The organism is Micromonospora echinofusca (assembly GCF_017614955.1).
GTDB classification, from domain to species: Bacteria; Actinomycetota; Actinomycetes; order Mycobacteriales; family Micromonosporaceae; genus Micromonospora; species Micromonospora echinofusca_A.
In genome coordinates this window covers 1-12,893 of record NZ_WVUH01000213.1, presented here as the reverse complement: position 1 = coordinate 12,893, position 12,893 = coordinate 1, and the positions used below count along the sequence as shown (strand labels likewise).

5 protein-coding genes and 1 pseudogene are annotated in these 12,893 nt (G+C 73.3%); 3 read left to right on the top strand and 3 right to left on the bottom strand.

Translation table 11 applies throughout. From position 1 onward, the window contains the following. The 3 genes and pseudogenes from GSF22_RS21885 to GSF22_RS21875 form a co-directional block, all read right to left on the bottom strand. Positions 1-1,476, bottom strand: a 1,476-nt coding sequence (locus tag GSF22_RS21885) for a condensation domain-containing protein (protein WP_307804201.1), incomplete at its 3' end; no start/stop codon positions are given. An 80-nt stretch (positions 1,477-1,556) separates the two neighbouring features. Beyond that, positions 1,557-3,404: pseudogene (locus GSF22_RS21880) on the bottom strand (non-ribosomal peptide synthetase); the annotation flags it as partial. Positions 3,405-3,424: 20 nt separating this feature from the next. Next, on the bottom strand, positions 3,425-3,643 hold the full coding sequence (locus GSF22_RS21875) for an MbtH family protein (RefSeq protein ID WP_208815605.1): 219 nt from the start codon (positions 3,641-3,643) through the stop codon (positions 3,425-3,427). A gap of 251 nt (positions 3,644-3,894) precedes the next feature. Here GSF22_RS21875 and GSF22_RS21870 point away from each other — a divergent pair, with 251 nt between their 5' ends. The 3 genes from GSF22_RS21870 to GSF22_RS21860 all read left to right on the top strand — a co-directional run. Next, positions 3,895-4,881 carry a TauD/TfdA family dioxygenase gene (locus GSF22_RS21870; RefSeq protein ID WP_208815604.1) on the top strand — a complete coding sequence of 329 codons (987 nt, stop codon included), beginning with the start codon at positions 3,895-3,897 and terminating at the stop codon, positions 4,879-4,881. Between the two features lie 92 nt (positions 4,882-4,973). Continuing rightward, complete coding sequence (locus GSF22_RS21865) at positions 4,974-11,480, top strand: non-ribosomal peptide synthetase (protein ID WP_208815603.1); 6,507 nt, start codon at positions 4,974-4,976, stop codon at positions 11,478-11,480. Then, a partial coding sequence (locus GSF22_RS21860) for a condensation domain-containing protein (RefSeq protein ID WP_307804200.1) occupies positions 11,477-12,893 on the top strand: 1,417 nt, incomplete at its 3' end. The genes GSF22_RS21865 and GSF22_RS21860, both read left to right, overlap by 4 nt.

Sequence of the window (12,893 nt, the reverse complement as noted above, 5' to 3'; positions counted from 1 at the left end):
GGTGGTGATCGCGGTGAGGAGTTGCTGGTAGTGACCGGCGAGCCGCTCGATGGTCGCCACGTCGAACAACGCCGTCGCGTACTCGACCACACCGGAGAAGGACCCGTCCGGCTCCTCGGTCATCTGCATGGTCAGGTCGAACTTGGCGGTGTGCCACAGTGTCGGCACCTGCTCCGCGCGTAGCCCCGCACCGGCGAAGTTGGCCGCCGTGGCGTTCTGCATCACGAACATGGTCTGGAACAGCGGGTTGCGGGACAGGTCCCGCTCCGGCGACAACGCGTCCACGATCCGTTCGAACGGCACGTCCTGGTGCGACTGCGCGGCCAGCACGGTCTCCCGGGTCCGGGCCAGCAACCCGGCGAAGCCCGGCTCACCGGACAGGTCCGTCCGCACCACCAGCGTGTTGACGAAGTACCCGATCAGGTCCTGCACCTCGGCGCGGGTACGCCCGGCGACCGGGGTGCCCACCGCGATGTCGGTCTGCCCGGTGTAGCGGGCCAGCAGCACCTGGAACGCGGCCAGCAGCACCATGAACGGGGTGGCCCGGTGCTGCCGCCCGATCGCGGTCAGGGCCTGCCCCAGGCCGGCCGGCACGGTGAACGGCAGCGTCCCACCCCGGGGGTCCTGCACCGGCGGCCGGGGCCGGTCGGTCGGCAGCTCCAGCGGCGTCAACCCGGCCAACCGGTCCCGCCAGTAGTCGAGCTGCCCGGTCCAGCCGGCCGCCCGGTCCCGCTGCTGCAGCGCGAAGTCGGCGTACTGGACGGGCAGCGGGGCGAGCGGCGACGGCGCACCGGCGACCAGCGCCGGGTAGAGCGCGCCGAGTTCCCGGGCCAGCACACCCACCGACCAGCCGTCGAACGCGATGTGGTGGGCGACCAGCACCATGACGTGCTCGTCGTCGGCGAGCCGGACCAGCCGGACCCGCAGCGGCGCGTCCCGGCCCAGGTCGAACGGCGTGGTCGCCTCGTCCCGGATCAGCCCGGCCAACCGCTCCTGCCGCTCCGGCGCGGCGTACCCGGCCAGGTCGGTGACCGGCAGGTCGACCGGCTCGGCCGGACCGACCACCTGCACCGGTCGGCCCTCCACCACCCGGTACCGGGTCCGCAGCACCTCGTGCCGTCGGACGATCTCCCGCCAGGCCTCACCCAGCGCCCCCCGGTCCAGCGGACCGGTCAACCGCCAACTGAACGGTACGACGTACTCCGCCCCACCGGGCCGGATCTGGTCGAGCAGCCACACCCCCTGCTGCGGGTAGGACAGCGGCAGCGGACCGGCCGGCCGCTCCGGCGCGGCCGGGGTGACCCGGGACCGGGCCGGGGTCCGACCGGCGAGCAGCGACTCCAGCAGCGCCCGGCGACGGGCGTCGACCGACGGGTCGGCCGGGGCGGCGCCGGCGGCAGCCGACGGACCGGCCGGAGTGACACCGGCGGCAGCCGGCGCGGGAACGGATCGGGACGGGCCCTCGGGAAGATTCACTTTTCGCCTACCTGCGCCAACATCGTTTCCAGTTCGGACTCGGACATCCCGGCCACCCGCTCCTCGACGGCCTGCTGGAGCACCGCCGCGAGTTCCGCGACGGTCGGTGCCTCGAACACCGCACTGACCGGCAGGTCGACCGGGAACCGCTCGTGCAGCAACGCGATGACCTGGGTGGCCAGCAGCGAGTGACCGCCGAGGTCGAAGAAGTCGTCGGCCACCCCGCACCGGTCCACGCCCAGCACCTCGGCCCACACCTCGGCGACGGCCTGTTCGGTGGGAGTACGCGGGGCGACGAAGGACGGCCCGTCGGCCGTCGACCCGGCCGCGGGCGGCTCCGGCAACCGCTTCCGGTCGACCTTCCCGCTGCTGGTCAGGGGCAACTCGTCGAGGGTCACCCAGCTCTGCGGCACCATGTAGTCCGGTACCCGCTCGGCCAGGTGGGCGCGGACCGCCCGGTGGTCGACCGCCTCCGGACCGGCGGGCAGCAGGTACCCGACGAGCTGCGGGCCGCCGACCGCGCCGTGGCGCAGGTCCACCACCGCATGCCGGACCGCCGGATGCTCCACGAGCACCGACTCGATCTCGCCCAGTTCGATCCGGAAACCCCGGATCTTCACCTGGTGGTCCAACCGGCCCAGGTACTCGATGCTGCCGTCCGGCCGGTACCGGGCCAGGTCACCGGTGCGGTACATGCGCTGTCCCGGCCGCTCGGCGAACGGGTCCGGGACGAAACTGGTCGCGGTCAGTCCCGGCCGGCCCAGGTACCCCCGGGCGAGCTGCACCCCGGCGAGCATCAGCTCACCGGTCTCCCCCACCGCTACCGCCCGCAGGTCGGCGTCCACGATGTACGTGCGGGTGTTCGCCACCGGCCGGCCGATGGTCACCGGCTCCCCGGGTACGCAGTGCGTGCTGGTCACCTCGACGGCCGCCTCGGTCGGCCCGTACAGGTTGAGCACCTCGCAGTCGAGCCGCTCGTGCGTCGCGGCCACCAGATCGGCCGGGAGGGCCTCGCCACTGCACAGCACCTGGCGTACCGACGGCAGGCCGGTCCGGTCGGCGGGCAGCACGTCCAGGAAGGCGCGCAGCATCGACGGCACGAACCGGATCGAGGTGACCTGCCGTTCGGCCACCACCCGGGCCAGGTACACCGGGTCACGGTGACCGCCGGGACGGGCCATCACCAGGGTCGCCCCGGTGGTCAGTGGGGAGAAGAGTTCACACACCGACACGTCGAAACTGAACGGGGTCTTCTGGAGCACCACGCCGCCGTCGGCGCCCCGGGCGTCCGGCATCCAGCGCACCCGGTTGACGATCGACCGGTGCTCCACGACCACCCCCTTCGGGCGGCCGGTGGAGCCGGAGGTGTAGATGACGTAGGCGGCGTTGCCGGGACCGACGACCGGTTCCGGGGCGCCGTCCGGCAGCCCCGGGTGGTCACCGTCGACCGGTTCCGGGGCCCCGTCCGGCAGCCCCGGGTGGTCACCGTCGACCGGGACCGGGGCGCCGGTGGCGGCGGCCAGCGGTCGCGGGTCGATCCCGGGGCCGGTGACGACGGTCGCCGCACCCGAGTCGGTGAGCAGGTAGCGGATCCGGTCCGCCGGCAGGTCCGGGTCCACCGGCAGGTAGGCGCCGCCGGCCTTCAACCCCCCCAGCAGCGCCACCACCAGGTCGACCGACCGGTACAGGCAGACCCCCACCACCGACTCCGGTCCCACCCCGGCCGCCCGCAGCCGGTGGGCGAGCCGGTTGGCCTCGCGGTCCAGTTCCGCGTAGCGGACGGTCCGTTCGTCGGACACCACGGCGATCGCGTCCGGGGTACGCCGCACCTGCTCCTCGACCAGCTCGTGCAGGCACGGGTCGGTCGGGTACCGGACCGTGGTGTCGTTCCACTCCATCGGCACCCGGTGCCGGTCGGTCGCGGTCAGCTTCGCCATGGTGGTCACGACTACCGGCCCGCCGCCTGCTCCATACGCCGGCGCAGGCTCAGCGGGCGCATGTCGGTCCACACCTGCTCGATCCGGGCCAGGCACTCCTCGCGGGTGCCCTCGGTGCCCTCGGCGTGCCAGCCGTTCGGCAGTTCCCGGTCACCCAGCCAGATCGAGTACTGCTCCTCGTCGTTCACCACGACCCGGTACGTGCGCCCGTCGGCGTTCTCGTCGGACATGCCGGCTCCTCCTTCGAAAGGGCAGCCGCGTCGTACGACACGGCACTGGTCCCACTGCCGGTCACACCCTGCCGGCCCGCCGATCGCGGGACGTAGAGAAGAACCGGCAGAAAATCGCGTACCCAGCCTTGCCGGGGCTTCTCTTCCTGACCCGTGCCTCAGCGGAGAGGCTGAGCCGTGCTGCGTGACCGGCAGCCCAGAGGCTGAGCCGTGCTGCGTGACCGGCAGCCCAGAGGTCGACAGGAGAAGCGATGAGTACGTCCCGGACGACGGTCCCGCCGCTGCCGAGCGGGCCGGCCTCCAGAGCGCTCCCGTTCGTCCTGACCGCCGGAACGCCGGGCGAACCGGTCGGGGACCGGCTGGCGGCCGAGCGGACCGCGATCCGGGCACGGCTGCGGGAACACGGGGCCGTCCTGCTGCGCGGGTACGACATCGGCGGGGTGGACGGCTTCGACGCCGTGGTCCGGGCACTCTCCGGGGCCCCGTTGGACTACGCCGAGCGTTCGTCGCCGCGCAGCACCATCAAGGGGCAGGTCTACACCTCGACGGACTACCCGCCGGCCGAGGAGATCTTCCTGCACAACGAGAACTCCTACCAGGCCGACTGGCCGATGACGCTGTACTTCTACTGCCTGCGTCCGCCGACCACCCGGGGTGCCACCCCGCTCGCCGACACGCGCCTGGTGCACCGGTACATCGACCCGGCGGTCCGCGACGAGTTCACCGCCCGGGGCTGGATGGTGGTCCGGAACTTCCACGAGGGTTTCGGCGTGCCCTGGCAGCAGGCGTTCAACACCGACGACCGGGCCGAGGTGGCCCGCTACTGCGCCGGCAGCGGCATCGACGTCGAGTGGACCGGCTCCGGGCTGCGTACCCGCGCCCGCCGCGACGCCGTACACCGGCATCCGGAGACCGGCGAACTGCTCTGGTTCAACCACGTGACCTTCTTCCACGTGACCACGCTGGCCGAGGAGGTCTGCGTCGGGCTGCGCGAACTGTTCGACGAGACCGACCTGCCGACGAACACCTACTACGGCGACGGCGGGCGGATCCCCGACGACGTGGTGGCCCACCTGCGGGACTGCTACCGGGCCGCGCAGCGGCGCTTCGACTGGCAGCCCGACGACGTGCTGGTGGTGGACAACATGCTCGCCGCGCACGCCCGGGAACCGTTCACCGGTGACCGCCGGATCGCCGTGGCGATGGCCGAGCCGTACCGCGCGGCTGTCCAGCCCTGACCCGAAACCGGCGTTAGGAAGGGCCCCTTCCTATACCGAAAACGATGGGAAGGGGCCCTTCCTAACACCTACCACAGTGGAGGCGAAGAACCATGGCAGACGGCGACAGCCGGTACGTCGGCACCGGCGGGGCGGTGCTACCGGACGACGAGGATGGCTACGCCGTGTCCCCGGCGCAGGAGCAGCTCTGGTTCGTCGACCAGCTGCGCTCCGGCGCCAGCGAGTACCTCCTGCACCAGGCGGTCCGGGTCCGTGGTCCGCTGGACACCCGGGTGCTGCGGGCCGCGCTGACCGAGATCACCGCCCGGCACGAGATCCTGCGGACCCGGTACGCCACGGCGGACGGCCGGGCCGTGCAGGTGATCGACGCGCCCGGTCCGGTCGAGGTGGACCTCGTCGACCTGACCGGCCTGCCGGCCGCCGACCGGGACCGCCGCCTCGACGAGGTGGTGGACGCCGCCCTGCACCTGCCGATCGACCTGCGGGGCTGGGCACCGCTGCGGACCCGGTTGATCCGCTGCGCGGCCGACGACCACGTACTGCTTCTCGTGGTGCACCACATCGCCTTCGACGGCTGGTCCTGGGGGGTCCTCGCCCGGGAACTGCACACCCTCTACGAGGCGTTCGCCGCCGGTCGGCCGAGCCCGCTGCCGCCGCTGCCCGTGCAGTACGCCGACTTCGCCGCCTGGCAGCGCGAGTCCTGGCTCTCCGGGTCGCACGTCGACGACCAGGTCGGCTACTGGCGGGAACGGCTGGCTGGACTGGTCCCGCTGGACCTGCCGACCGACCGGCCCCGGCCCGCGCACTGGCAGGCGGCCGGCGACAGCCTCACCCTGACCGTGCCGGCCGACCTCGCCGCCGCGTTGGCTCGGATCGGCCGGGACCGGGGTGCCACCCCGTTCATGGTCTTCCTCGCCGCCTTCCAGTTCCTCCTCGGCCGGTACGCCGGCCAGACCGACGTGGCGGTCGGGGTGTCCGTGGCCGGCCGCAACGAGGTCGAGCTGGAGGACCTGATCGGTCTGTTCGTCAACACCGTCGTGCTGCGCGCCGACCTGGCCGCCCCGGTGTCCTTCCTGGACCTGCTCGACCAGGTCCGGACCACCACCCTCGACGCGTACGGCAACCAGGATGTGCCGTTCGACCGGATCGTCGCCGAGTTGGCCCCGGACCGGGACCTGTCCCGCAACCCGCTGTTCCAGGTCGGGTTCGGGCTGCACAACGCCGACCGGGACCCGTTCGCCCTGCCCGGCCTGACCGTCACCGAGCACCCCACCTCGTGGACGTCGTCCGCGTTCGACCTCTCCCTGCACCTGGTCGGGCAACCGGACGGGTCGTACCACGGGGAGGTGCTCTTCCCGACCGCGCTGTTCGACGCGGCCCGGGTACGCCGGATGACCGCCAACTACCTGCACCTGCTCGCCGGCATCGCCGCCGATCCCCGGGTACCGCTCGACGCGCTGGACCTGCTCGCCCCGCCGGAGCGTCGGGAGCTGCTCAGCGAATGGAGCCGGGGCGCGGACCGGGCCGCCGGCCCGGCGCTGCCGGAACTCTTCCTCGCCCAGGCGGCGGCGACCCCCGACGCGACCGCGCTGATCACCGACGACGGTCACCCCGTCAGCTACGCCGAGCTGGCCGGTCGGGCCCGGGCGTTCGCCGCGCACCTGCACACCGAGGGGGTCGCTGCCGGCACCCCGGTCGGAGTCGCCGTGCACCGGGGCCCCGACCTGGTGACCGCGCTGCTCGGGGTGCTGCTGGCCGGTGGGGTGTACGTGCCGCTCGCCCCCGACCAGCCGGTCGGTCGGCTGGAGTTCATGATGGCCGACGCCGGGGTGACGGTGCTGGTCACCGGGGCGGGGCTGGGGGACCTGCTGCCCACCGGCGGCGTCCGGGTGGTACCGGTCGACGCCGTCGCCGCACCGGAGTCGGCGGTCGACGCGACGGCGGCCACGGACCCGACGCCGGTGGTCACCGACCCGGACGCCGCCGCGTACGTCATGTACACCTCCGGGTCGACCGGGCAACCCAAGGGTGTGGTGATCAGCCACGCCGGCATCCGCAACCGGGTGCTCTGGTCGGTCGAGCAGTACCGGCTGACCGCCGCCGACCGGGTGCTCCAGAAGACCGCCCTCGGCTTCGACGCCTCCATGTGGGAGTTCCTGGCCCCGCTGGTCAGCGGCGGCGCGGTGGTACTGGCCGCCCCGGACGCGCACCGCGACCCGGGCGCCATGCTGCGCGCCATGCAGGCGCACGACGTCACCGTGCTGCAACTGGTGCCGTCCGTGCTGCGGGTCCTGCTGGGCGAGTCCGACCTGTCCGGCTGTGCCGCGCTGCGGCTGGTCTGCTCCGCCGGTGAACCGCTCCCGGCGGCGCTCTGCGCGCAGCTGCGCACCCTGGTGGACGTGGAGGTCTGGAACACCTACGGCCCCACCGAGTGCTCCATCGACGCGACCGCCTGGCAGTACCGGGGCGACGAGGGCAGCGAGATCGTCCCGATCGGCGTACCGCTGCCCGGCTGCACCGTGCTGGTCCTCGACGCCGACGACCGGCCGGTGCCGGTCGGGGTGGCCGGTCAGCTCTGCCTCGGCGGTGTCGGCCTGGCCCGGGGGTACCTGGGTCGACCCGGTCTGACCGGGGAGCGGTTCACCCCGAACCCGTACGCGGTCACGCCGGGGGAACGGCTGTACCGCACCGGGGACCTGGCCCGCTGGCGCGCCGACGGCAGCCTGGAGTACCTGGGTCGCCTCGACCACCAGGTCAAGCTGCACGGGGTACGCATCGAACCGGGTGAGGTGGAGGCCGCGCTGCGGCGGCACCCGACGGTCGACGCGGCGGTGGTGACCGTGTACCGGCCGCCGTCGGGGGACGCCGAACTGGTCGCGTACGTGGTGCCCACCGCCGGCGCCCGGATCGACCCGGAGCGGTTGCGGGACGCCCTCGCCGACCGGCTGCCCGCCGCGATGGTCCCGTCCACGGTGATCAGCCTGGACGCCCTGCCGCTGACCGCGAACGGCAAGCTGGACCGGGCGGCCCTGCCGTCGCCCGACGGTCCCCGCCCCGGCACCGACCACGGATACCTCGCCCCGGCCACCGACACCGAGCGGACCATCGCCGGGATCTGGGCCGAACTGCTCGGCGTCGAACGGGTCGGCCGGCACGACAACTTCTTCACCCTCGGCGGTCACTCGCTGCTGGCCATCCGGGGCGTGCTGCGGCTGCGGCGGGCCCTCGACGCGGCACTGACCGTGGGGCAGCTCTTCACCGCGCCCACCGTCGCCGAACTCGCCGCCGTGCTCGACGCCGCTCGCACCGACGCCGACGGCGGCGGCGACGGCGAGCCGACCGGTACCCCGGACGCGATCCGGCCGGTACCCCGCGACGGGGACCTGCCGCTCTCCCTCGGCCAGCGCCGGATGTGGTTCCTGGACCAGCTCGAACCGGGCAGCCTCGAATACCTCATCCCGATCTCGATGCGGCTGACCGGCCCGTTCGACGTGGCCGTGTTCCGCCGGGCGCTGGACGAGGTGGTCGACCGGCACGAGATCCTGCGGACCCGGTACCGCTCCGTCGACGGGGAACCGGTGCAGGTGGTGGACCCACCGGCGCCCCTCGGGTGCGAACTGGTCGACCTCACCGGCACCCCGGACGCCGCCGGGCGCGCCGACGGGCTGCTGCGGGCCGCCGCGAGCCGCCCCTTCGACCTGGCCACCGAACGCCCGATCCGGGCCCTGGTGATCCGGGTCGCCGACGACGAGCACCTGGTGGCGTTGACCCTGCACCACATCGCCTTCGACGTCTGGTCGATGGAGATCTTCCTGCGCGAGCTGGACACCCGCTACCGGGCGTACGCCCCGGACGGTGCGGCTGCCGCCCTGCCCGACCTGCCGGTGCAGTACGCGGACTTCGCCGCCTGGGAGGCGGGCCGCCAGGACAGCCCCGAACTGGACGCCCAACTCGGCTACTGGGCCCGCCGGCTGGCCGGGCTGACCCCGCTGGAACTGCCCACCGACCGGCCCCGCCCGGTGCCCCGGGACCCGGCCGGGGACAACGTCATCGTCGACGTACCGACCGACGTCGGCCAGGGTCTCGCCGAGTTGGGCAACCGCTCCGGCGCCACCCTGTTCATGGTGCTGCTGGCCGCCTTCCAGGTGCTGCTCGGCCGGTACGCCCGCCAGGACGACGTGGCCGTGGGCACCCCGGTCGCCGGCCGGACCCGGCAGGAGACCGAGGACCTGCTCGGGTTCTTCGTCAACAACCTGGTGATGCGCGCCGAACTGGTCGACGACCAGCCCTTCGCGGCCCTGCTGGACCAGGTGCGGCGGACCGTGACGGACGCCTTCGGCAACCAGGACGTCGCCTTCGAACGGCTGGTCGACACGCTGCGGCCGGACCGGGACCTGTCCCGCAACCCGCTGTTCCAGGTGATGTTCGAACTCCAGCACCTGGAGCGGATGACCGGCACCCTCGGCCCGGCCGGCATCGAGCATGTCGACAGCGCGTACCCGGTGGCCAAGTTCGACCTCACCCTCTCCGTCGAGCAGCACCCGGACGGCCGGCTGCGCTGCTGGTTCGAGTACGCCACCGCGCTGTGGGACCGCCGCACCGTCGAGCGGATGGCCGGGCACTACCTGCACCTGCTCGCCCAGGTGGCGACCGCGCCGGGGACCGCCCTGCGGGACCTGACCCTGCTCACCGACGCCGAGCGGGCCCACCTGCTCGGGCCGTGGGCCGGCGACCCGGTGCGCACCACCGGCGAAACGGGTGTGCTGGAGCAGTTCACCCGGCGGGTGCGGCAGCACCCGGACGTCGTGGCGGTGGAGTTCGACGACCAGCGGCTGACCTTCGCCGAACTGGACACCCGGGCCAACCGGCTCGCCCAGCACCTGCGCGGACTCGGGGTACGCCCGGAGACCCCGGTCGCGGTCTGCCTGGAACGTGGCCTGGAGGTGGTGGTCGTCCTGCTCGCCGTGCTCAAGGCGGGCGGGGTGTACCTGCCGGTCGACCCGGACCACCCCACCGAGCGGCTGCGCTTCATGCTCGCCGACGCCGGGGCGACGGTCGTGGTCACCGAGGCGGGCTTCGCCGACCGGGTCGCCGCCGACGGGGTGACCGTGGTCGCGGTGGACGCCGACCGGGCGGTGATCGCCGGTCGGGACGGGACCGCCCCGGATCCGTCCACCGGGCCGGACAGTCTCGCCTACGTCATCTACACCTCGGGCTCCACCGGGCAGCCCAAGGGCGTGATGATCCCGCACCGCGCGTACGCCCACCACTGCGGCGTCATCGCCCGGGCGTACGACATCAACCCCGGTGACCGGGTGGTGCTGCTCTCCGCGCTCACCTTCGACGTGGCCATGGACGGCATGATGGCCACCCTGCTGGCCGGGGCGACCCTGGTGGTCAGCGACCCGGTGTTCTGGAGCCCGACCGAGCTGCCGGACCGGCTCGCCCGGCACCGGGTCACCCACATGGAGATCACCCCGGCCTACTACCGGGAGGTGATGGACGCCCTGCCGGCCGGCGACGACCGGCTGCGGCACCTGAAGCTGATGAACGTCGGCAGTGACGTGGTCACCGTCGCCGACGCCCGGCGCTGGGCGGCCACCGGACTGCCCGGCCGGTTCCTGGTCAACTACGGCCCGACCGAGGCGACCGTCACCTGCCTGCTGCACCCGGTCACCGGCGACCTGCCGGACGAGCGGGTCGACGCGGCCCTGCCGATCGGCCGGCCGGTACCCGGCACCCGGGCCTACGTGGTCGACGACCACCTGCACCCGGTGCCGGTCGGGGTCCCCGGTGAGCTCCTGCTCGGCGGGGTACGGCTGGCCCGGGGCTACCTGAACCGGCCCGCACTGACCGCCGACCGGTTCGTCCCCGACCCGTTCGGCACCGAGCCGGGAGGCCGGCTCTACCGCAGCGGCGACCTGGTCCGGTACCGGCCGGACGGGACGATCGAGTTCCTCGGCCGGATCGACCAGCAGGTCAAGATCCGGGGCTTCCGGATCGAACTCGGCGAGATCGAGTCGGCGTTGGCCGAGCACCCGGCGGTCCGCGCGGTCGTGGTGGTGGCCCGTCAGCTCCAGCCGGGGGAGAAGGGCCTGGTCGCCTACCTGGTCTGCCGGGACGGCACCCCACCGGCGGTCAGCGAACTGCGGGCGTACCTGCGGGACCGGCTGCCCGACTACATGGTCCCGGCGCAGTGGATGGTGCTGGACGCGCTGCCGCTGACCGCCAGCAAGAAGGTCGACCGCCGGGCCCTACCCGCCCCGGTGCCGGTCCGCGCCGACGTCGGCCGGGCGTACGAGGCACCCCGTACCCCGGTGGAGGAGACGGTGGCCGGCATCTGGGCCTCCGTGCTGGAGGTCGACCGGGTCGGCGTCCACGACGACTTCTTCGACCTGGGCGGGCACTCGCTGCTGGCCACCCGGGTGCTCGCGCACCTGCGCCAGAGCTTCGACATCGACCTGCCGCTGCGCCTGCTGTTCGAGCAGACGACGGTGGCCGACCTGGCCGACGCGGTGTACACGGCCATCGAGAACGAGATCGCGCAGCTTTCCGACGCCGAGGTGGCGGAACTGCTGTCCAAGGAGGGCAACCTGTGACCGCGAGCCACGCCCCGAGCGCGTCCCTGCGGCAGGAACTGCTGGAGCGGCGCCTGCGCGGTGCCGGGCAGTCCCGCCGCGCCGCCGACACCATCGCCCCGGCGCCCCGTACCGGTCCGCTGCCGCTCTCCTTCGGCCAGCACCGGCTCTGGGTGCTCGACCAGTTGCAGCCCGGCGGCACCGGGTACCTGATGTCCGTGGGCCTGCGGCTGCACGGCCCGCTGCACCCCGACGCGCTGCGCCGGGCGTTGACCGCTCTGGTGACCCGGCACGAGATCCTGCGGACCCGGTACGTCGTGGTCGACGGCGAACCGGCGCAGGTGATCGACCCGCCCGCGCCGGTCGAGGTGGCAGTCACCGACCTCGGCGGCACCGACCGGGAGACGGCGCAGCAACGGCTCACCGCCCTGCTCGGTACCCCGGAGCCGGTGGACCTGGCCGCCGGGCCGGCGGTACGGGCCCGGCTGGTCCGGCTCGCCGACGACGAGCACGCCCTGCTGCTCGGCCTGCACCACATCTCCTCCGACGGCTGGTCGGAGGGGATCATCCTGCGGGAACTGGCCGCCCTGTACGGCGCCTTCGTCGCCGACCAGCCGTCGCCGCTCGCCCCGCTGCCCGTCCAGTACGCCGACTTCGCCGTGTGGCAGCGGACCCGGCTCACCGGGGACCGGCTGGCCGGGCAGCTCGACTACTGGCGGGACCGGTTGGCCGGGTTGACGCCGTTGGAGCTGCCGACCGACCGGCCCCGACCGCCGGTCTGGAACCCGGACGGCGGGCTGGTCACCTTCGACGTACCGGCCACGGTGGCCGGTCGGCTCCGGGAGCTGGGCCGGGCGCAGAACGCCACCCCGTTCATGGTGCTGCTGGCCGCGTTCCAGGTGCTGCTGGCCCGCTACACCGGGCAGACTGACATCGCGGTGGGTACCCCGGCCGCCGGCCGGGACCGGCTGGAGGTGCACGACCTCGTCGGGCTCTTCCTGAACACGTTGGTGCTCCGGACCAACCTGTCCGGTGAGCCGAGCTTCACCGACCTGCTGGCCCGGACCCGGGAGACCGTGCTGGCCGCGCAGTCGCACCAGGACGTGCCGTTCGAGCGGATCGTGGACGCGTTGTCGCCGGCGCGGGACCTGTCCCGCAACCCGCTGTTCCAGACCATGTTCCTCTGGCAGGAGAGCGGGTCAGCCGGCTTCGAGGCGGGCGGCCTGGTGGGGGAGGAGTTGTCGGCCGGCCCGGCGACAGCGAAGTTCGACCTGACGCTCGGGGTGGCCGAGGAGGCCGACGGGTCGTTCTCCGGTGGGGTGGACTTCCCGACGGCGTTGTTCGACGTGGCGACCATCGAGCGGCTCGCCGGTCACTACCAGCAACTCCTGACCGCGATCACCACCAGCCCCGACACCCCCGTCACCCGACTGC

What these genes read in the sequence shown, in the direction of transcription:
- GSF22_RS21875 (WP_208815605.1), bottom strand. Translation starts at nt 3,643, where the DNA reads ATGTCCGACGAGAACGCCGACGGGCGCACGTACCGGGTCGTGGTGAAC.
- GSF22_RS21870 (WP_208815604.1), top strand. Translation starts at nt 3,895, where the DNA reads ATGAGTACGTCCCGGACGACGGTCCCGCCGCTGCCGAGCGGGCCGGCC.
- GSF22_RS21865 (WP_208815603.1), top strand. Translation starts at nt 4,974, where the DNA reads ATGGCAGACGGCGACAGCCGGTACGTCGGCACCGGCGGGGCGGTGCTA.